The sequence below is a fragment of the Marinobacter sp. genome, from assembly GCF_033722195.1.
Lineage (GTDB): Bacteria > Pseudomonadota > Gammaproteobacteria > Pseudomonadales > Oleiphilaceae > Marinobacter.
In genome coordinates this window covers 1-21,537 of record NZ_JAWVZL010000023.1, presented here as the reverse complement: position 1 = coordinate 21,537, position 21,537 = coordinate 1, and the positions used below count along the sequence as shown (strand labels likewise).

Below are 21,537 nucleotides of genomic sequence, written 5' to 3'. Positions count from 1 at the left end.
AAGCGGGACAAAATTATGAATTTGCACGAATATCAGGCCAAGCAGCTGTTCGCTGAATATGGCCTGCCGGTATCCAAGGGCTTTGCCTGCGACACTCCTGACGAAGCCGCTGCGGCAGCCGACAAGATCGGCGGAGACCGTTGGGTGGTCAAAGCTCAGGTCCACGCCGGTGGTCGCGGCAAGGCCGGCGGTGTCAAGCTGGTCAGCAGCAAGGGTGAGATCAAGGAATTCGCCAGCAACTGGCTGGGCAAGAACCTGGTCACCTACCAGACCGACGAGAAGGGCCAGCCGGTCAGCAAGATCCTGGTTGAGAGCCTGACCGACATCGACCAGGAGCTCTACCTGGGTGCGGTTCTGGACCGTGGTACCCGCCGCATTGTCTTCATGGCCTCCACCGAAGGCGGTGTCGAGATCGAGAAAGTCGCGGAAGAAACTCCCGAAAAGATCCTCAAGGCCGCCATCGACCCGCTGGTTGGCCCGCAGGCCTACCAGGGCCGTGACCTGGCGTTCAGGCTGGGCCTCAAAGGCGACCAGATCAAGCAGTTCACCCAGATCTTCATGGGTCTGGCCAAGCTGTTCGAAGAGAACGACCTGGCCCTGCTGGAAGTCAACCCGCTGGTGATCACCAAGGAAGGCAAGCTGCACTGCCTCGACGCCAAGATCAACGTTGACGGCAACGCGCTGTACCGCCAGCCCAAGATTCGCGAGATGCACGACCCGTCCCAGGAAGATTCCCGGGAGGCCGAGGCCGCCAAGTGGGAGCTCAACTACGTGGCTCTCGATGGCAACATCGGTTGCATGGTGAACGGCGCCGGCCTGGCCATGGGTACCATGGACATCATCAAGCTGTCCGGCGGCCAGCCCGCCAACTTCCTGGACGTCGGTGGCGGGGCCACCAAGGAGCGCGTCTCCGAGGCGTTCAAGATCATTCTCTCCGACACCAACGTCAAGGCCGTGCTGGTTAACATCTTCGGCGGCATCGTGCGTTGCGACATGATCGCCGAAGGCATCATCGGTGCGGTCAAGAACGTCGGGGTCAAGGTTCCTGTCGTGGTTCGACTCGAAGGCAACAACGCTGAGCTGGGCACCAAGGTGCTGGCGGACAGCGGACTCAACATCATCGCCGCCACCAGCCTGGCGGATGCCGCAGAGCAAGTCGTTAAAGCCGCAGGGGGTAAATAATGAGTATCCTGATCAACAAAGACACCAAGGTTATCTGTCAGGGCTTTACCGGCGCACAGGGTACCTTCCACTCCGAACAGGCCCTGGCCTACGGCACCAAGATGGTTGGCGGCGTCAGCCCAGGCAAGGGCGGCACCGAGCACCTGGGCCTGCCGGTGTTCAACACCGTCGCTGAAGCGGTCGAGAAGACCGGTGCCGAGGCGACCGTGATTTACGTACCGGCGCCTTTCTGCAAGGACGCCATCATCGAGGCGGCCGATGCCGGCATCCAGCTGATCGTGTGCATCACCGAGGGCATTCCCTCCATCGACATGCTCTATGCCAAGGAGTACGTGGATCGCAAGGGCGTACGGATGATCGGCCCCAACTGCCCGGGCGTGATCACACCGGGCGAGTGCAAGATCGGCATCATGCCCGGTCACATCCACAAGCCCGGCAAGGTGGGCATCGTGTCCCGCTCCGGTACCCTGACCTACGAAGCGGTCAAGCAGACCACCGACTTCGGCTTCGGCCAGTCCACCTGTGTCGGTATCGGTGGCGACCCGATCCCGGGCTCCAACTTCATCGATATCCTCAAACTGCTGCAGGACGATCCGCAGACCGAGGCCATCGTGATGATTGGTGAGATCGGCGGTAACGCCGAGGAAGACGCCGCGGCCTTCATCAAGGACAACGTCACCAAGCCGGTGGTGTCCTACATCGCAGGCGTTACCGCGCCTCCGGGCAAGCGGATGGGCCATGCCGGCGCCATCATCGCCGGTGGCAAGGGCACCGCGGACGAGAAGTTCGCCGCCCTGGAAGACGCCGGTGTGAAGACGGTGCGCAGCCTGGCCGACATCGGCAAGGCGCTGAAGGAAGTGACCGGCTGGTAAGACACTGCCAGCAGATACACAAACCCCCGCGTCCGGGAGCTTCGGACAGCGGGGGTTTTGCGTTCTGGGGGCAGGGCCGATGCAATCGGAGGTTATTTCGGGGCCACATCAGTCTATAATCCCGCCCTTGTCTCTTTTATCATGTGCCACAGACCTGTCCATAGGAGTTCATGCTTTGAGTTCTGTAGATTCCCAGCAACGTGTGCTGTCCGGAATGCGCCCCACCGGTAAACTGCATCTTGGTCACTACCACGGCGTGCTGAAGAACTGGGTCAAACTCCAGCATGAATTCGAGTGCTTCTTTTTTGTCGCCGACTGGCACGCACTCACCACCAATTACGACGACCCGTCCACCATCGAGAGCAGTGTCTGGGACATGGTGATCGACTGGCTGGCGGCCGGGGTGAACCCGGGCTCGGCGACGCTGTTCATCCAGTCGCGGGTGCCGGAACACGCAGAATTGCACCTGCTGCTGTCCATGATCACGCCTCTGGGCTGGCTGGAGCGGGTGCCGACCTACAAGGACCAGATTGAGAAGTTGCGTGAGAAAGATCTCGCAACTTACGGATTTCTTGGGTATCCCTTGCTCCAGAGCGCCGACATCCTGATGTACCGGGCAGGGCGGGTACCGGTGGGCGCCGACCAGGTCTCCCACATCGAGATCACCCGGGAACTGGCCCGGCGCTTCAACCACCTCTACGGCCGTGAGCCGGGTTTCGAGGAGCAGGCCGAGGGTGCCATCGTCAAGATGGGCAAGAAGAACGCCAAGCTGTATCGGGCCCTCAAGCGCCGCTACCAGGAAGAGGGCGACATGGAGGCCCTGGATACCGCCCGGGCTTTGCTCAAGGAACAGCAGAACATCTCCCTGGGGGACCGGGAGCGGCTCTACGGCTACATCGAGGGTGGTGGCAAGGTGATTCTGCCGGAGCCCCAGGCGCTGCTGACGCCGGAGTCCAAGATGCCCGGCCTGGACGGCCAGAAGATGTCCAAGTCCTACCACAACACCATCGGCCTGCGGGAAGACCCGGACACCGTGGCGCAGAAAATCCGCACCATGCAGACCGATCCCGCCCGGGTGCGCCGCACCGATCCGGGCGAACCGGAGAAGTGCCCGGTCTGGGGTCTGCATCAGGTCTATTCCGATAATGAAGTGAAGGAATGGGTACAGACCGGTTGCCGTAGCGCCGGTATCGGCTGCCTGGACTGCAAGAAACCGGTGATCGACGCCATTGTGGAGGAGCAGCGGCCACTGCACGAGCGGGCCCGCGAGTATGAGGGCAACCCCGACCTGGTGCGCTCCATCCTCGACGAGGGCTGTGAGGAAGCCCGGGACGCCGCCCGCGAAACCCTGGAAGAAGTCCGCGCGGCCATGGGCCTGCGCTACCGTTAGGTCGTACGCGGCCGCACCACAGGCGATGTTATGACGGAAGACGCAGCGGTAAATCAGTCCCCGACGCCCCCGGAGCCGGAAGTCGTTCCGGTTGCCCGCGTGTCCGGCAAGCCGCTGGTGGATCTGCCCAAGGATCTCTACATTCCGCCGGACGCCCTGGCGGTGTTCCTCGAGGCCTTCGAGGGCCCGCTGGATCTGCTGCTGTATCTGATCCGGCGCCAGAACATGAACATCCTCGACATCGACGTCAGTGAGATCACCCGTCAGTACATGGATTACATCGGCGCGGTGGAGGCCATGCGTTTCGAGCTGGCGGCGGAATACCTGGTGATGGCGGCCACCCTGGCGGAGATCAAGTCCCGCATGCTGTTGCCCCGCCAGGAGGCGGAGGACGACGAGGAGGTGGACCCGCGGGCCGAGCTGATCCGTCGCCTGCAGCAGTACGAGCGCTTCAAGAAGGCCGCCGAGGACGTCGATGCGTTGCCGCGCCTGGAGCGTGACAACTTCACCACCAGCGCGTCACTGCCGGATCTGCCCAGCAGCCAGGCGGCGCCGGATGTGGATCTGCGGGAACTGCTGCTGGCGCTGCAGGGGGTGCTGAAGCGGGCGGAGCTGTTTACCAGTCACCATGTGGAGCGGGAGCGGCTGTCCACCCGGGAGCGCATGTCGGCCATTCTGGCGGCGCTGACCGACGACCGGTTCGTCAGCTTCGAGAGCCTGTTCACCCTCGAGGAGGGCCGCCTGGGGGTGGTGGTCACTTTCCTGGCCACGCTGGAGCTGGTCAAGGAGCAGCTCATTGAGGTTGTGCAGGCCGAAGTGCTGGGCCCCATCCATGTCCGGGCCCGGGCCGCGGCCTGAGCCGGCGCTGATACCGTCACCCCGCAGGAGTCCAGGAATACGCCATGAACGAAGACACCATCCGCCGTCTCCAGGCCATCGTCGAAGCCGCGCTGCTGGCCGCCGGCCGGCCCATGTCGCTGGAGCAGTTGCGGGAGCTGTTCGACGAGGACGAGCGTCCGGCCCGTCAGGTCATGGAGCATGTGCTGTTCCAGCTGGAACAGGCCTGCGAGGGCCGGGGGTTTGAGCTCAGGAAAGTGGCCAGCGGCTATCGTTTCCAGGTACGCCAGGCCTATGCGCCCTGGGTGGCGAAGCTGTTCGAGGAAAAGCCCCAGCGCTACTCCCGGGCCCTGCTGGAGACCCTGGCACTGATCGCCTACCGTCAGCCAATCACCCGGGGCGAGATCGAGGACATCCGGGGCGTGACGGTAAGCAGCAACATTGTCCGCACCCTGCTTGAGCGCGAGTGGGTGCGGGTGGTAGGCCACCGGGACGTGCCGGGCCGGCCGGCGATGTACGCCACCACCCGTCAGTTTCTTGACTATTTCAATCTGAACAGCCTGGACCAGCTGCCACCGCTGGCGGATATCCGGGACCTGGAGGAAATCGGCCGGGAAGTGGAGAAGACCATTCAGGCCGAAATCGAGTTCGACACCCCGGACAGCCCGGTTGAGGACGAGCCCGATCAGGACGACACCCATATTGACGACCAGACCCTGCATTGACAGACCCGTCTGGCCAACCAAAGGATAGATCCATGGCGTCACAACGCCCTCGAAACCAGCGTCCACCCCAGAAATCCCCGGCACGGACCGAGGTGGGGCCGGAGCGCCTGCAGAAGCTGCTGGCCCGCGCCGGTATCGGTTCACGCCGGGAAGTGGAAACCTGGATAGAGGCAGGGCGGGTCACGGTCAACGGCCAGCCCGCCGAGCCCGGCCAGAAAGCCTCACCGGCGGACCGGGTCGAGCTCGACGGTCGCCGCCTAGACCTGAGTGCAACCACCCAGACCGTACGCCGCGTACTGATGTACAACAAGCCGGAAGGCGAGGTCTGCACCCGCAAGGACCCGGAAGGCCGTCCCACGGTGTTCGACAGCCTGCCCAGGCTCAAGGACCAGCGTTGGATCGCCATCGGTCGTCTTGACATCAACACCACCGGCCTGATGCTGTTCACCACTGACGGTGAGCTGGCCAACCGGCTGATGCATCCCTCCCACGAGGTGGATCGCGAGTACGCGGTCCGGGTCTTTGGCGAGGTGGACGAGGCCATGCTGCAGCGCCTGCTGGAAGGCGTGATGCTGGAAGATGGCGTGGCGCGGTTCTCCGATATCACCCCAGCCGGCGGTAGCGGTATCAACCAGTGGTTCCATGTCACCCTGTTCGAGGGCCGCAACCGGGAAGTGCGCCGGCTCTGGGAATCCCAGGGGCTGCAGGTCAGCCGGCTCAAGCGCGTTCGTTATGGCCCAGCGTTCCTGCCCAGCCGGCTCAGCGTCGGGCGCTGGGAGGAAATGAACCAGAAGGGCGTGGATGATCTCAGCAAGACCGTGGGACTGGAACCGGTGCCGCTGCCGGTCCAGACTCCTGACGAGGCCGCGGCCCTGAAGCGCAAGCAGCGCAAACAGCCGAGCCGGCCGGAAAAGAAGTCAGGTGGGCGCAAATGGCAGGTCAGCGGCACCCGGCCGACCAAGTCCGGACGCAAGTCCTAGATCTGCTTCGGTTCAGTCGCTGATGCGCTCGGCGACGCGGGTGCAGTTGCGACCCTGGGCCTTGGCCCGGTAGAGCGCCTCATCGGCACGGGCAACCCACTGGTCGGGGGTCTCGCCGCTGATGCGGGTGGCGATGCCGGCGCTGGCCGTGGCCGCCACCTGCTGCTCGCCACAGCTGACCAGTATCTCGGCGATAAATTTGCGCACCCGCTCCGCCACCTGACGGGCTTCCGCCTCAGAGGCGTGGGGCAGCAGGATGGCAAACTCCTCGCCACCAAACCGGAACACCGTGTCGCTGTTGCGGGTGGCCCGGTTCAGTTCGCGGGCGGTGGCCTTGAGAATGTGGTCGCCGATCACATGGCCGTAGGTGTCGTTGATCCTTTTGAAGTGGTCCAGGTCGCAGAGAATCAGGGTGCAGGCCTGCTGGTGACGGTCTCCCAGATGGCATTCGCGATTGAGGGCCTCATCCAGCGCCCGCTTGTTCGGGATCTGGGTCAGCGCGTCGGTAAGGGCGGCCTGCTGGACCTGGGCGAACTGGCAGGCGTTGCGAATCGGGCAGATGGCCACGGACAGCATTTGCTCGATCGCCGCCAGTTCTTCCTCGGCAAAGCGCCGGCGCCGGGTCAGGGTCAGGCCGCCATAACTGACGCCTTCCAGTTGCAGGCGGTAGTCGCAACGGTGGCGTCCGCCCATGCCGCTGGCATAGACGAAATCCTGGTGGCCGATCTGGTGGCGGTAGGTCAACTGGTCATAGCCCACCAGCCCGGCCAGTTCCTCGGCGAAGATGCCGATCAGCGTCTCCAGCGACAGCGTTGTGGACATGCGCCGGCACAGGCGGGTGTAGGCGTCATCTGATTCGCGCCACTGTTCGCTGATTTTCCGCAGTGCCGCCAGGTTGGGCTGACCGTCGTTACTGCGGGCGACAAAAGGGGTGGTGCCGGCCATTACGTGCTCCTTACATCAAGATTGCATAATCCAAAGCACAAAAAATGCCACATGAATAAAAAATAATTAAAACAAGGGGATAGGGACAAATATTGAGGTGGATGGGAAGTCCTGCCCCCAAACAGTCAAAAATCCGGCGCGGCGGCGGCAAGGCTCTGCCGGGCCAGGGCCGCGGCCAGCCGAAGATACCTGACAGCGGCTTACCTTGTGGTACACTTCGCAGCTTGTTCACCACCCCGAACGGCACCCCGGATCAAGGACGTTATGCGGTTTCAGGCACCCGAGAGTCTCTCTGAACAGATCGCCCAGCACCTGGGGCAGCGGATCATCAGTGGTCAGTTGCGGCCCGGCGAGCGCATTCAGGAGCTCAAGGTGGCCGGCGAGCTGGATGTGAGCCGGGGCTCGGTGCGCGAGGCGCTGCTGATTCTGGAGCGCCGCCACCTGATCGAGATTTTCCCGCGCCGTGGCGCCGTGGTGTCCCAGCTCACCCCTGAACTGGTCAACAGCCTCTACGATATGTACATCGAGCTGCTCTGTATGCTGGGCCGGAAGGTACTGGAGAAATGGTCGGCGGCGGAGCTGACCGGCATGGCCGCGCAGATGAACGAGATCCAGACCCTGATCGATCGCAGTGACAGCCGCAACGGCTCCACCGAGGCGGTGATCGAGGCCGGCTTCGGGGTTATGCGCCAGGCCTTCGCGCTGGTGGACAACCCCTTTCTGGAAGAAACCCTCGAGAACTTCCGTCCGGCCATCAGCCGCACCTATTTCGTGGCGCTGGACAACTTCCGCGGTGAAATCACCGAAACCCGGCGGTTTTTCCGCCAGCTCGTGGAAGCGGCGAGCACCGGCAATTCGATGGCGCTGGAAGCGTCCATCCGCGAGTTTGGCGAGCACCAGCGCCGGCAGGTGCTGCGGATCCTGGAACAGGAGTAGGTTTCCATGCAGGTAGCGCGCCCATGCGTCTGAAGTCCATCAAGCTGGCCGGCTTCAAGTCTTTCGTGGATCCCACCTCGGTACCCTTTCCCAGCAACATGACCGCGGTGGTGGGCCCCAACGGCTGCGGCAAGTCCAACATCATCGACGCCGTGCGCTGGGTCATGGGGGAGAGCTCCGCCAAGTACCTGCGCGGCGAGTCCATGACCGACGTCATCTTCAACGGATCCAGCGCCCGCAAGCCGGTGGGTCAGGCCTCCATCGAGCTGGTGTTCGACAACAGCGACGGCTCGGCACCGGGGGAGTTCGTCAGTTTCAACGAGATTTCCGTCAAGCGCCGTGTCCTGCGTGAGGGCCAGTCCGATTACTTCCTCAATGGCGCCAAGTGCCGCCGTCGCGACATCACCGATCTGTTCCTCGGAACCGGTCTGGGGCCCCGCAGCTACGCCATCATCGAGCAGGGCATGATCTCCCGTCTGATCGAGGCCAAGCCGGAGGAGCTGCGCATCTACATCGAGGAGGCGGCGGGCATCTCCAAGTACAAGGAGCGCCGGCGCGAGACCGAGAATCGCATCCGCCGCACCCAGGAGAACCTGGAGCGCCTCACCGACCTGAGGGAGGAGCTGGAGCGCCAGTTGCAGCATCTCCAGCGCCAGGCCCAGGCCGCGGAAAAGTACAAGGCCTACAAACAGGAAGAGCGCCAGAAAAAGGCCGAGCTCACGGTGCTGCGCTGGCAGGCCCTGGATACCGACCTGCAGCAGGCCCGGGAACGCATCCGCGACACCGAGCTGGAACTTGAGCGGGTGCTGACCGAAAGGGTCCGGCTGGAAACCGCCCTGGAGTCCCTGCGCCAGGATCACCAGGAGCGCACCGAGCACTTCAACAAGGCCCAGGCCCGCTACTATGAGGCCGGAGCTGACATCGCCCGTATCGAGCAGAGCCTGGAGCACCAGCGGGAACGTAGCCGGCAACTGGCAACCGAGCTGGACCAGGCCCTGGCCAATCAGCGCGAGCTGGATCGGGAGCTGGAGCAGGACGAGCACAAGCTCGAGACGGTCCAGGAAGAGTTGGCCATGCTGGAGCCGGAGCAGGAGGAGCTGGCCGAACGGGCGGAAGTCTCCGGCGAGCGCCTGCAGGATGCCGAAGCCGCCATGGCGGACTGGCAGTCCACCTGGGAGGCCTTCAGCAGCCGCTCGGCGGACGCCCGCCGCCAGGCCGAACTGGCCCAGTCCCGGATTCGCGCTACCGAGGACAATATCGAGCGCCTGCAAAGCCGCCAGCAGCGGCTACAGGAGGAGCAGGCCCTGCTGGAAGGCCAGCTGGACCGAACCGAGCTGGAGGGCCTGCTGGAACAGGAGCAGACCTGCAGCCTGCGCAGCGAAGAGCTGGCGATGCGCATCGAGTCCGTCCAGGAGCAGTTGCAGGACAGCCGCCAGCGCCAAAGGGCGATGGAGGAGACGGTCAGCCGCCAGCGCCAGCAGGTCCAGTCGCTGACCGCCAATCTGGAGTCCCAGCAGAGCCTGCTGGCAGAGCAGCTTGGCAGCCAGGATGACCAGCTGCAGAGCTGGCTGAACCGCTTCGACCTCGCGGACAGCCCGCGGCTGGCCCGGCAACTGACCATCGACGAGGGCTGGTCCTTTGCGGTCGAGCAGGTCCTGGGCAACCTGTCCCAGAGTCTTTCGGTCCCGGCGTTCGGTGAGCTGGCGGAGGCCCTGGCCCAGGCACCCAAGGGCGCGGCGCTGGTGGAAACCGGTGGCGCCATTACGGCGCCCAACGGCAGCCTGCTGGCCCGTATCCGCGGTGGTGAGGGGCTGGCCGATCTGCTGGCGGACGTCCAGACCGCCGACACCCTGGACGAGGCTCTCGCCCGCCGGCCTCAGCTGGCAGCGGGGCAGAGCATCGTGACGCGGGACGGCGTCTGGCTGGGCCGCCACTGGTTGCGGATGCCGTTGTCGGAAGCCGGCCAGGTGGGCGTCATCGAGCGCCAGGCCCGGGTGGACGACCTGGACCATCAGTTACAGGCCGCCAGCGCCGAGCTGGAGACCAGCACCGCGGCCCTGCAGGAGCTGCAGGAGCGCAGTGCCCGCAACGAAACCGAGCGCGAGGAGGCCCAGCGCCAGCTCAACGACGCCGAGCGCGAACTGAGCCAGGTGGGCTCCCGCATCAGCGGCCTGCGGGCCCGGGCCGAGCAGATCGACGATCGCCTGCAGCGCATCCGCGACGACAGCGACGATATCCGCGAGCAGCTTCAGGAACAGCAGGAAGCCCTGGCGGAGGTCCGCCTGGAATGGCAGGACGCCCTGGCCGCCAATGAGGACAGCGATGTAGAGAAGGAACGCCTGCTGTCCCAGAGGGACGGCCTGCGGGCCAACCTGGACCAGCTTAGGCAGCAGGCCCGCCATGACCGCGACCACGCCCACCAGCTCCAGCTTCAGTTGCAGACCCTCACCAGCCAGCGGGAGGGCCTGCGCCAGACCCTGGAACGCATGCAGATGCAGCGGGAGCGCCTTGAGGAGCGGGTAGCGGTGCTCCAGGACGGCCGCGAGCAGGCCGAGGAGCCGCTGGAGGACCTTCAGCTTCAGCTGGAGGGCCTGCTGGACCGGCGCCTGGCCGAGGAGGAAAAACTGGCGGTGGCCCGGGACGCCCTGGAAGAGATCGACCGCCAGGTGCGGGAGAACGAGCAGGGCCGCAGCCGCGCCGAACACGTCATCCAGGACATCCGGGCCAGCCTGGAGAAGGCCAAGCTGGAGTCCCAGGCCCTGGAGATCCGGGCCGCCAACCACCTGGAGCAGCTCAGGGAGCTGGATGTCCAGTTGCGGGAGATCCTCGAGCAGATGCCGGAGGAGGCCAGCGAGGCGGCCTGGGCCGAGGAGCTGGAGAAGCTCGCCGGCCGCATCCAGCGCCTGGGCGCCATCAACCTGGCCGCCATCGAGGAGTACCAGGTCCAGAGCGAGCGCAAGACCTATCTGGATAGCCAGCACGAGGACCTCATGGAGGCCCTGGAGATCCTCGATAACGCCATCCGCAAGATCGACCGGGAGACCCGCCAGCGCTTCAAGGAAACCTTCGACAAGGTCAACTCGGGCCTGCAGGGACTGTTCCCGAAGGTGTTCGGCGGCGGCAATGCCTACCTGGAGCTGACCGGCGAGGACCTGCTGGAAACAGGGGTTACCATCATGGCCAGGCCGCCCGGCAAGAAGAACAGCACCATTCACCTGCTGTCCGGTGGCGAGAAGGCCCTGACCGCCATTGCCCTGGTGTTTTCCATATTCCAGCTCAACCCGGCGCCTTTCTGCATGCTGGACGAAGTGGATGCGCCCCTGGATGACGCCAACGTGGGCCGCTACGCCAACATGGTCAAGGAAATGTCCAGCCAGGTTCAGTTCATCTACATCACCCACAACAAGATCGCCATGGAAATGGCGGATCAGCTGATGGGTGTGACCATGCACGAGCCCGGCTGTTCGCGGCTGGTGTCCGTGGATGTGGAAGAGGCGGCGGCACTGGCCGAAATGTAACCGCAGGCGCCGCGTTGTGGACACTGGGGTACGGGAAGATGACAATCAGGCCATGGGAGCCTGTCCCGCGTTGTATTCATTACAGGCATTGCATAGAGTAACCCCGTTACGGGATTCGCACACAGGACAGCAGCACTATGTCGCTTAGGGAATGGTTAATTGCCATAGGTACCCTGGTCATTCTGGGCATCATTATCGATGGCATTCGCCGCATGCGAAGAGCCCGCAAGGACGCGATGGCGATCTCCTCCGGCATGGGGGCGGATGATCTGGAAGATGGGCCGCTGGAGGACGAGTACAATCCCGAGTTACCCAACGGTGGCGCCCGGCCGGTGAACGCCTCGGGCCGGCCGGAACGCAAGGCGGGTCGCAGCCGGTTTGCCAATCCCGAGCCCAAGCCCACACGACCCATTATCTCCACGCGGACGGCCGGCAGGGACGAACCGACAGCGCCGGCACCCAAGCCGGAACGCCCGGTACAGCCAGAGCCCGAGCATCGGCCCTTCGAGCCGGAGCAGGCGCCGGACAGCGTCTGGAGCGCCCTGGACGACGAACCCCTGGACGACGACGGCATTCTGGGTGCGGCCCGGCCGGTAGCGCCGGAACGCCGGCAGCCCGAGCCGGAAACCTCCAGCAAGGCAGCGAAGCCGGAGCGACCCGAGCCCAGGGCAAGGCAGCCGGAGCAGGCCCCGCCGGTGGTCACCTCGGAGGTGGAGGAGGACACCGCCCGCCGGGAGCCCGCGGCCAACGCCAGACGCCAGCCGCCGGCCGGCGCCAATCGCCCGCCTGCCCAGGAAGTCATCGTCATCAATGTGCTGGCCCGGCCCGACAAGGCCTTCAACGGCGCCGCCCTCAAAAAGCTGTTCGAGGCCTGTGGCCTGGAGCTTGGCGATATGGACATCTACCACCGCCACGAAGAGGCGGACACCACCAGCCCGGTGCAGTTCAGCGTCGCCAACGCGGTGGAGCCCGGCACCTTCCGTGAGGACGACATGGCCAGCCTGTCCACGCCAGGCATCAGCTTCTTCATGAGCATGCCCGGGCCCGGCCATCCACTGCAGGCCTTCGACTTCATGCTGGAAACCGCCCAGTGTGTGGTCAGGAACCTCGGCGGTGAGCTGAAAGACGAACGTCGCAGCGTGATGACGCCCCAGACCATCGAGCATTGCCGGCAGCGGGTTCGGGAGTTCGAGCGAAAACGACGGTCCCAGCGGGTCTGAAGCGGCAGCTGTTGTAAGGAGCCTCTGATTGACTCCTGAATGGTCTCTGGCTTTCAGAGCGATTCACAATCAAGGCGCGACTTTGCAGTAATGTCTGGACCTTACAAGAAGTCGCAACGCCGAGTGTGGATTGCTCTGAAAGCCCCGGAGGGCGAGCTCTGAGGGCTGCATCTGCCGCGTTGCTACTCTTGCCAAGGGCTACGGCCATTGGCGGCGAGCAGCGCCTTGCAGCTGCAGCCCTCAGAGCCCGCAGAGGCCATTCAGGAGTCAATCAGAGGCTCCTCAGTGCATGCCCGGCCAGACCGGGCATTTTCATGTTCAGGGGAGGTGACGGACGGTATGGGCAAGAGCTCTTCGGCGGCCAAGCGGATAAAAGAACTCCGCGAGCAGATTGACGACCACAATTACCGTTACTACGTGCTGGACGATCCCCAGATTCCGGACGCCGAATACGACCGCCTGTTCCGCGAACTCCAGGACCTCGAAGCCGAACATCCCGACCTGGTGACCGACGATTCCCCCACCCAGCGGGTCGGCGCTACCGGCGAGACCAGCTTCGAGTCGGTCGAGCACCGGGTGCCCATGCTGTCCCTGGACAACGCCTTCAGCGAGGACGAGCTCAGGGATTTCGACCGCCGGGTCCGGGAGCGCCTGGGTACGGACGAGGACGTGGAGTACGTCTGTGAGCCCAAGCTGGACGGCCTGGCGGTTTCCCTGCTGTACGAGAAGGGCAAGCTGACCCGGGCCGCCACCCGGGGCGACGGCTACACCGGCGAGGACATCACCGCCAACATCCGCACCATTCCCTCGGTGCCCCTGAAACTGCGGGGCAACGACTACCCGGACCTGGTGGAGGTGCGGGGCGAGGTCTACATGCTCCGAAAGGGCTTTGAAAAGCTCAACAGGGAGCTGGCGGACCGGGGCGAGAAGACCTTCGTCAATCCCCGCAACGCCGCCGCCGGCAGCCTGCGCCAGAAGAACCCCAAGGTGACCGCACGCCGGCCGCTGGAGATCTGCGGTTACGGCATCGCCGTGGAAGACGAGAAAGACCTGCCGGACAACCACTGGGAGTGCCTCAAGCGGGCCAAGGACTGGGGCTTCCGGGTCAACCGGGAGATGCGCCGGGCCAAGGGTGCCGACGAGTGCCTGAAGGCCTATGAGGAACTGGAGGACAAGCGGGACGATCTGCCTTATGAGATCGACGGCATCGTGTTCAAGGTCAACAAGCTGTCACTGCAGCGGGAGCTGGGCTTCGTGTCCCGGGCGCCGCGCTGGGCCATTGCCCACAAGTTTCCCGCCCAGGAGGAAATGACGGTGATCGAGGACGTCGAGTTCCAGGTCGGCCGGACTGGCGCCATCACGCCGGTGGCCCGGCTGGAGCCGGTGTTTGTCGGCGGCGTCACGGTCAGCAACGCCACCCTCCACAACATGGACGAGATCGAGCGGCTGGGTGTGCGGATCGGCGATACCGTGATCGTACGCCGGGCCGGCGATGTGATTCCCCAGGTGGTCAAGGTGGTGGAGGACAAGCGCCCCGGCAACGCCCGCAAGATCAAGCTGCCGGATACCTGTCCGGTCTGTGATTCCGACGTCATCCAGCCGGAGGACGAGGCGGTGGCGCGCTGTACCGGCGGGCTCTACTGCGCCGCCCAGCGCAAGGAGTCGATCCGTCACTACGGCTCCCGCAAGGCGCTGGACATCGAGGGCCTGGGCGAGAAATGGATCGATATCCTGGTGGAAAAGGACATGGTCCGTGATGTGGCGGACCTCTACCACCTCAAGGTGGAGGACCTGACCAAGCTGGAGCGCATGGGCGAGAAGTCCGCCAGCAATCTGGTGGAGGCCATCCAGGGTTCCACCGAGCCGCCCCTGTGGCGCTTCATCTACGCGCTGGGCGTGAGGGAAGTGGGGGAGTCCACGGCCAAGGCCCTGGCGCGGCATTTCGGCAACCTGGAGGCGGTCATGGAGGCCTCCGAGGAGGATCTCCAGGAAGTGCCGGACGTGGGGCCGGTGGTGGCTGGACACATCCGCAGCTTCTTCGACCAGGACCACAACCAGGAAATCATCGAGCGCCTGCGGGACGCCGGCGTGAAATGGCAGAGCGAGAAGACCGACCGCAAGGCCATGCCGCTCAAAGGTGAGACCTGGGTGCTCACCGGTACCCTGGATGACTTCACCCGGGAGGAGGCCAAGGAGCGCCTGGAACAGCTGGGTGCCAAGGTGGCCGGCAGCGTATCGAAGAAAACCAGCTGCGTGGTGGCCGGGGAGTCCGCCGGCTCGAAACTGGAGAAGGCCAAGGAGCTGGATGTGAAGGTCCTGGACGAGGACGGCTTCAAGGAGCTGCTGTCCAGCCACGGCCTCTAGGTAGTCGGCGCCACGACCTTTTACCGGCGGGTCCCGCGGGACCCGCAACCCCAATCTGAGAACTCGCGCAGATAGCGCATCAGGCAAATTGATTACCATGACGACGTTCTGTAACGGTCTGTAACCCGGCCGTCACCATAACAACAACGTCCTTTGACATGGATGCCTGCATGCGCGCCGAATCCCATACCCTTCGCCCGGTCCGGGTACTCATCACCCTCGTTGCCGCCCTTGCGCTCACCGCCTGCAAGACCGAGAAAGACCCGGAACAGCCCACGGTTCTGGGCAGCCCGGCGCCGGTGGCTTACCTGGGCGTGGAGTACTATTACAATTTCGGGGTCTACGGCGGTGACGGCATCCTGCAGTACTCCCTCACCAATGCGCCGTCCTGGCTGGCGCTTGAAGATACCAGCAACAAGGCCCGCCAGGGCATCATCATGCGCGGCGTTCCGGGGCTGACCGGCGGCAATCGGGGTGAGCAGGATCTGGGCAAGACCGTGGATGTCACCCTGCTTACCACGGATGGCGAGCGGGTTGGCCTGCAACCGTTCGATATCGACGTGCGACACAACACCGTCACCCTGGAATCGGAGGGTTTCGAGGAAGGCGAGTACCCGGACGTAGAGGCCTCCGACGATGCCAACGTCTGCGAGCTGCCGGATCTGGGCGAGGTGGAGGGTGACGGCGACCGCCGCACCGGCCTGCACCAGTTTACCGCCGAGGTCTACGACGACCAGGGCGAGGTGATCACGCCACCGCCGGCGTCCGCCCAGCGCAGCAAGGAAACCACGCCGGTGCTGGTCAAGGTCCTGCTGGCCAAGCCCTCGGTCACCCGCATCAGGATTGCCTTCGAGCTAACCTCCGATTTCGACCCCAGCAGCTGCGAGGGCAGCTTCACGGCGCCGCACCAGCGCTGCACCCACAGTGCCGTGAACCGCGGCCGGGCCATGATTGGCAAGGACGTGGTGGCCATGGGCAGCGACAGCGAAGGCCGGCTTGAAGTGCCGGAATACCTGCAGTACCAGCCCGACGCCAATGGCGACCTGACCCGGGGTGTGCTGACCCTCGAGCCCGGCATCACCGAGTGCTACATCCGACTGGAGGTGGTGTCCGATGACGTGCCGGAAACCAGCGAGCTGTTTTCCATCGATCTGACCGATGTGCGGGAGGGCCTGGCCGCCCTGGGCAGTGGCGATGACGGCGTGAGCCGGACCCTCACCATCCGGGACAACCAGACCTCGGTGGTGTTCGAGACCGAGGCCGGCTACCAGCGGGATGTCATTAATGCCGAGGAGAACCGGCAGTACAGGGCCCGCCTGGAGAACCGCCTGGACAGCGACGCCAGCTACCGAGTGCGGCTGGGACAGGAGGAGGTTTCCACCGCGGTCCCGGGTGACGACTACATCATCGAAGTGCCGGATACCGACCAGCCCGGCACTTGGATCCAGGTGGAGGAACTGGTGTTCGGACCGGGCCAGAACCACCTGACCTTCCGGGTGGCGGCGCCGAACGACAGCATGGTGCCGGTGGACGACGACAAGCTGATGGTGATCAACGCCGATGAGCGCTTCCAGGACGGCCGGGAGTTCTACGCGGCCGCCCAGGACACCGGCCTCAGGCTGACCATCAACGAGCTGCTCAGCAGTCTTGAGGTTGGCTCCAGTGGCGATTTTGCCCCCACCGACCTGGTTCTGGCCCGCAATGGCGGGATTGCCCTGGTGGGGGTGGACCTCACCGGCTTCAGCGGCGAACCCGCAGGCACACCGCTGCTGGTTGTCTATGACCGCAAGGGCAACATGGTTGATTCCCTGGTTGTTGCCAGTGTCACCGCCGATTCCGAGGCGCCGCCCCTGCTCAGCTACAACGAACGGCCCGCCGATGTGGGCAACGCCACCGTGACCCGGGAGGAGATCGCCGTCACCTTTGGTAGCCGTGGCGCCCTGGCCGGCGCCAGCAACAGCGGCGGCGTGGACAGTGTCCAGGCCCTGTTCCGCTACGACAGCATGGCCGGCGGCTACGCCCCGGTGTGGCGGTTCCAGACCGGTACCGCCGGCGATGACCTGCCCCGAGCCCTGGCCATGGACCGCTCCGGCGCCCTGTTCGTTGGTGGCGAGACCAGCGGCAGCTGGCCGGAGAGAACCAACCGGGGCGGACTGGACAGCTACGTGCAGCGGATCGGCACTGAACTGAGCGGCAGCACCGAAGTGCCCGCCCTGGCCTGGACCCGGCAGGTGGGCTCGGGTCTGGACGACCGGGTTCACGCCATCAGTGTCCAGAGCAGCAGCGCCACCCTGGTCGGCACCAGCTCCGGCCAGGTGGCCGGCGAACCGGCCCTCGGAGGGGTGGACCTGTATTTCTACACCGCGTCTTCGGCCGGCGGCGACATTACCGTGCGGCAGCTGGGTACCGCCGGCAATGACAATATCCAGGACGCCTTCCTGCGGGGCAGCGAACTCTGGCTGACGGCAGCGCCAAATGGCTATGCCCGAAAAGAACAGACCGATGGCGATGGCCTGGTTACCGCCACTTTGACCAGCGAGGCCCTGGGCAGTCCGGCGGCCTCGGTGCTGGGCTTCTCGACCCTGGGCAAGTCCCTGGCGGCGCTGACCCTGAACGACCAGGCCGATGCCGCGACAGACCAGTTCGACTTCCTGGTGCCGTTCAACGATGACATCGTCACCGCGGGCTTCACCACCGGGCGGTTCAGTTCGGAGTCCACCGCCTCACTGGGGAGCCGGCAGCCCATACTGGCCCGACTGAAGAAAGTGGAGCCGGAACCGGAGGCCGATTCGCAGGCAGGCGAGGGCGGGGGTGATGGTGACGGAGGCGGCGACGGCGACGGCATCGATGTGGAGGAGAGCGAAGACACCGTCAGCCCGCCGGTTCTGAGGCCGGGCCTGGAAACCCGCTGGCGGGTGCAGCGCGACATCACGGCCGGCATCGATGGCCTGGTGCAGTATCGCGGTGACAAGCTGATCACCCTGATCCGCGAGGGCGCGTCCGGCAGCGAGACCTGGTCCCTGAACCTGTTCACCGGCGAGGGCCGGCTGCTCACTCCCTGAGGGGAAGGGCGGCCAACTGTGGGGTGGTGGCTGTTTCGCGGGCTATACCGAACCTTCCTGGCGGCTGATGTCGGCGTATAGCCGCAGATAATCGGTACTGGTCACCAGCCCCTTGGCCCCGCCGTTGAAATCCAGTACCAGGGCGGCGTTGAGCTGGTGCGCCAGCATCAGCCGGGCCAGCTGGTGGGCGTCGGTCTCGGGCGTGGCGGTGAGGAAGGCCGGCAACTCCACCTGGGTAAAGGTCTGGGTGGCGGCGTTCGCCCGGTTGCGGTGAATCCAGTCCAGTAACCAGCTCAAGCCGATCAGGCCCGCCACTTCACCCTCCGTCATCACCACCAGATGATGCACTCCGTGCTCGTCCATGGTGGCCAGGGCGGTGGCCATGGTGTCCGTTGCTTCCACGCTGTACAGGTAAGTCGAGCAGATACGGGACACCGGCAGGTAGGGCCGCTGGGCCTCCGGGCTGGATTCGCTGGCCTCGCCGTATTCCGCCAGGGCCCGCCGCGCGGTGACCTGCTGGGCGTTGAGAAACGCCGGGTCGGTATTCTCGTTGTAGCCGGGCTGGGGCTTCTGGATTTCGTCGGTTTCGGTGACGGCAGGGGTGCGGCGACTGCGGGCGCTCTCAGGCAGCCGAGTTCCGATGGGTCTTCCCGGTTCACTTACAAATATGGCCATGAGGCCTCCCCCTGTCGTTCACTCACTGGTTATCGGCCGTCAGCCGTAAACCTCAAGCGCTTTTCTGCGTATCCGCCACCCGGCAGCGCTCCGGGCCCAACCGTTGCGACAGCGACAACGGCAGCGCTTCCGGCTGGCCGGTCAGGCGATCGGCAAGAAACTCCACCAGCAACGGGGCATAGGCCAGGCCCTTGCTGCCCAGGCCGGTGAACACTTCCATGCCTTCCAGTACTTTGCCCGTGCGGCTCGTCAGGGTGCCCACCGTGGGCTGGTAGTCATGGGTTGTGCAGCGAAACGCCACCCGTCCGCTGACCGCCGCCGGGGAGGGCGCTTGCGGGCCGCGCCAGAGGGCCGGCAGGTTGCCGGACAGCTCCCGCAGGTTTTCCAGGTGACTGTCGGCGGACACGTTCTCGGACGCATCGTGCAGGTCAAAGGTGGCGCCGGTCAGGCACTGGCCGTCATGGTTGGGGTTGAGATACCGCGACCCGCAGATCACGGCCCGGGGCGCGTGGAGGGCCTCGCTCGGCACCGAGGTCACCTGGCCCCGGATGGCGCGGAAACGGAAACCACCGCTGGCGGGCAGCAGGTCCGGTGTCTTGTGGCCGGCACAAAGCACCACGGTGTGCGCCGCCAGTTGCGGCCCGACCTGGCCGGACACATGCCAGCGCCCGTTGCAGGGCATCAACCGGGTCACACGGAAGCCCAGCTTGGCGTGAATGTTGGGGTGATCCAGCAGGGCGCGACACAGCGCTTTCGGCGTCAGCCAGCCGCTGTTGGCGAACCAGAGTCCGCCGGCCGGCACCGCCAGGCCGCAGAACTCGCTCGCCTCTGCCGCCGACACCGGTGTCAGCACGGTGTCCGGGTAGTCGTTGCGTTCCAGGAACCGCTGCTGGCGGTCGGCCTCCTGGTGGTTGTAAGCCATCTGGAACAGACCGGTACCGTGCCAGGCAGTAGGCGCGTTGAGAGGATAGAAGCGCTGACTGAACAGCAGCGCCGACAGCGCCAGCTGCGTCTGGGGATTGAAGTCAACTCCCAGCTTGACGTAAAGCGCGCCCTGGGGGTTGCCGGAGGCGCCGGCACCGGCGTCGTCACCGGCATCCAGAACCGTCACCCGGCGTCCGCGCTGGGCCAGGTTGTGGGCGAGCAGGCAGCCGGCGATACCGGCACCGATGATGATCACCGCTTCCGGTTCCGCAGCCTGGGGCCTGGCCTCCTTGCCGGGAACCGTGAAAACACCGGTCAGCATTTCCCGTTTGCGCCCGTAACCCGGACTCTTGCTCATGACGAAGCCCACGTCCGCAAGCGCCCGGCGCACACGGCCCACCGAGGTGAAGGTGGCCAGAGTGGTGCCCTCATGGCTGTGGCGGGCAATGGCGCTGGTGATCTGCTCGGCCCAGAGATCGGGATTGCGGGCCGGGGCAAAGCCGTCCAGGAACCAGGCGTCCGCGGTGAAACGCAGGTCCGACAGGGCCGCCAGCGCATCGCCGAAATACAGGCTGAGCCTGACCCGACCCCCGTCCAGGGTGAGCCGGTGCAGGCCCTCGGTCAGCGCCGGGTACTGGGCCAGCAACGCTTCGCCGAGGGGCGCCAGCTCCGGCCAGAGGGCGATGGCCCGGGCCAGGTCATTCGGTGTCAGGGGATGGCGTTCCATTGAGACGAAGTGCAGCGTCGCACCCTCCGGCGCTGCGCTGTCACGCCACAGCTGCCAGGTGGCCAGAAAATTCAGGCCGGTGCCGAAGCCGGTTTCGGCCACCACAAAGGCCTCGCCTATGCCCAGGCGGGCAAAGCGTTCGGCCAGTCGGTTCTGTGCCAGGAATACGTAACGGCTCTCCGCCAGGCCATCGTCCCGGGAGAAATAGACGTCGCCATAGCGGGCCGATACCGGCTGGCCGCTTTGCCAGTCGATTTCGGCGGCGACCAGGGCAGGGGGCCTGGGGCTAGCCGTGTTCATCATCAGGAACCCAGGCGGCGGATGTCTTTGATGATCACGGGTTCGCGGGGTACGTCGGCCATGCCGTTGCGCCGGCCCGTGGCCTTGCCGGCGATGGTATCCACCACGCCCATTCCGGAGGTTACCTTGCCGAACACCGTGTAACCGGGGCCGCGGGCGCCGGCATTGAGGTAGTCGTTGTCCACCAGGTTGATGAAGAACTGGGAGGTGGCGGAGTCCGGGTCGCCGGTGCGCGCCATGGCAATGGTGCCGCGGAGGTTCTTCACCGTTGGTTTGGCTTCCAGGGGCACCGGATCACGGGTCTGTTTGCGCTCGAGGTTCTCGGAGAACCCGCCGCCCTGGATCATGAAGCCCGGAATCACCCGATGGAAAATGGTGCCCTGGTAAAAGTCGGCCTCTGCGTAAGCCAGGAAGTTGCTGACGGTTTCGGGCGCCACATCCGGTCGCAGGGTGAGTTCGATGTTGCCTTCGGTGGTCTCGATCACGACCCGGGGCAGGCTCTGGTCCGCTTCCGGGGCTTGCGGCTCGGCGGCGTTCAGTGGGCCGGTCATGCCAATCAGGAAGACCGCAGCCAGTGTCAGCGCGCTCAGGCGTGCGGGGGCGATCGACAGGAGGGTAGTCAGTGGGGCCAGGGACAGCTTCATCGTTACCTTGCATCCTTGAATATTGAGTCAGAAAACCGTGTTCTCCAGCTTCCGCATTCTACCAGAGATCCCCGGCGCCGCTGATGGCGATAAGTTAAGAATCCGGCAGAGCATGGGTTTACAATTCTCGATTGTCAGGCAATATAAAGTAACTGTCTGATTGCCTTGATTGACCGGGACGGCGCATCGACACCAAAGATAACCCAATGACGCGAAGCGTTTCTGGACCCGGAGCC

General features: G+C 64.9%; 15 protein-coding genes. 11 read left to right on the top strand and 4 right to left on the bottom strand.

Going from position 1 to position 21,537, the window contains the following annotated elements:
- Window positions 1-15 precede the first annotated feature (15 nt).
- The 6 genes from sucC to rluB all read left to right on the top strand — a co-directional run bounded on the left by sucC (window position 16) and on the right by rluB (window position 5,986).
- Window positions 16-1,182: an ADP-forming succinate--CoA ligase subunit beta gene (gene sucC / locus R3280_RS06585; protein WP_318997791.1), complete on the top strand. Its 1,167-nt coding sequence runs from the start codon at window positions 16-18 to the stop codon at window positions 1,180-1,182.
- Complete coding sequence (sucD, locus tag R3280_RS06580; RefSeq protein ID WP_318997790.1) at window positions 1,182-2,054, top strand: succinate--CoA ligase subunit alpha; 873 nt, start codon at window positions 1,182-1,184, stop codon at window positions 2,052-2,054. Before sucC ends, sucD begins: the two co-directional genes overlap by 1 nt.
- Window positions 2,055-2,229: 175 nt before the next feature.
- Window positions 2,230-3,444, top strand: a complete 1,215-nt coding sequence (locus tag R3280_RS06575; RefSeq protein ID WP_318997789.1) for a tryptophan--tRNA ligase — start codon at window positions 2,230-2,232, stop codon at window positions 3,442-3,444.
- A gap of 30 nt (window positions 3,445-3,474) precedes the next feature.
- Window positions 3,475-4,302, top strand: a complete 828-nt coding sequence (locus R3280_RS06570; protein WP_318997788.1) for a ScpA family protein — start codon at window positions 3,475-3,477, stop codon at window positions 4,300-4,302.
- Window positions 4,303-4,346: 44 nt separating this feature from the next.
- Window positions 4,347-5,006, top strand: a complete 660-nt coding sequence (scpB, locus tag R3280_RS06565) for an SMC-Scp complex subunit ScpB (protein WP_318997787.1) — start codon at window positions 4,347-4,349, stop codon at window positions 5,004-5,006.
- Between the two features lie 32 nt (window positions 5,007-5,038).
- Window positions 5,039-5,986: a 23S rRNA pseudouridine(2605) synthase RluB gene (gene rluB, locus R3280_RS06560; protein WP_318997786.1), complete on the top strand. Its 948-nt coding sequence runs from the start codon at window positions 5,039-5,041 to the stop codon at window positions 5,984-5,986.
- A 12-nt stretch (window positions 5,987-5,998) separates the two neighbouring features.
- Here the strand turns inward: rluB and R3280_RS06555 are convergent, their stop codons facing one another.
- The gene (locus R3280_RS06555; protein ID WP_318997785.1) at window positions 5,999-6,931 is read right to left on the bottom strand and encodes a GGDEF domain-containing protein; all 933 of its coding nucleotides are present in this window, start codon (window positions 6,929-6,931) and stop codon (window positions 5,999-6,001) included.
- A 264-nt stretch (window positions 6,932-7,195) separates the two neighbouring features.
- Here R3280_RS06555 and R3280_RS06550 point away from each other — a divergent pair, with 264 nt between their 5' ends.
- From R3280_RS06550 to R3280_RS06530, 5 genes are all read left to right on the top strand, one after another.
- Window positions 7,196-7,867 (top strand): GntR family transcriptional regulator, encoded by a 672-nt coding sequence (locus R3280_RS06550; RefSeq protein ID WP_318997784.1) that lies wholly within the window; start codon window positions 7,196-7,198, stop codon window positions 7,865-7,867.
- A gap of 23 nt (window positions 7,868-7,890) precedes the next feature.
- Window positions 7,891-11,385: a chromosome segregation protein SMC gene (gene smc, locus R3280_RS06545; protein ID WP_318997783.1), complete on the top strand. Its 3,495-nt coding sequence runs from the start codon at window positions 7,891-7,893 to the stop codon at window positions 11,383-11,385.
- A 137-nt stretch (window positions 11,386-11,522) separates the two neighbouring features.
- Entirely contained in the window at window positions 11,523-12,605 is a 1,083-nt protein-coding gene (gene zipA, locus R3280_RS06540; RefSeq protein ID WP_318997782.1) for a cell division protein ZipA, read from the top strand.
- 339 nt (window positions 12,606-12,944) lie between these two features.
- A complete protein-coding gene (gene ligA / locus R3280_RS06535) occupies window positions 12,945-14,969 on the top strand; it encodes an NAD-dependent DNA ligase LigA (protein ID WP_318997781.1) in 2,025 nt (674 codons plus the stop codon).
- A 170-nt stretch (window positions 14,970-15,139) separates the two neighbouring features.
- The gene (locus tag R3280_RS06530) at window positions 15,140-18,031 is read left to right on the top strand and encodes a hypothetical protein (RefSeq protein WP_318997780.1); all 2,892 of its coding nucleotides are present in this window, start codon (window positions 15,140-15,142) and stop codon (window positions 18,029-18,031) included.
- Window positions 18,032-18,073: 42 nt separating this feature from the next.
- On the opposite strand, the gene R3280_RS06525 is transcribed toward R3280_RS06530, so the two are convergent.
- The 3 genes from R3280_RS06525 to R3280_RS06515 are packed head-to-tail and all read right to left on the bottom strand — an operon-like array spanning window position 18,074 to window position 21,208.
- Window positions 18,074-18,706 carry a CBS domain-containing protein gene (locus R3280_RS06525; RefSeq protein WP_318997779.1) on the bottom strand — a complete coding sequence of 211 codons (633 nt, stop codon included), beginning with the start codon at window positions 18,704-18,706 and terminating at the stop codon, window positions 18,074-18,076.
- 52 nt (window positions 18,707-18,758) lie between these two features.
- Entirely contained in the window at window positions 18,759-20,657 is a 1,899-nt protein-coding gene (gene mnmC / locus R3280_RS06520; RefSeq protein WP_413468746.1) for a bifunctional tRNA (5-methylaminomethyl-2-thiouridine)(34)-methyltransferase MnmD/FAD-dependent 5-carboxymethylaminomethyl-2-thiouridine(34) oxidoreductase MnmC, read from the bottom strand.
- A 2-nt stretch (window positions 20,658-20,659) separates the two neighbouring features.
- Window positions 20,660-21,208: a peptidylprolyl isomerase gene (locus R3280_RS06515; protein ID WP_318997808.1), complete on the bottom strand. Its 549-nt coding sequence runs from the start codon at window positions 21,206-21,208 to the stop codon at window positions 20,660-20,662.
- Window positions 21,209-21,537: the final 329 nt, after the last annotated feature.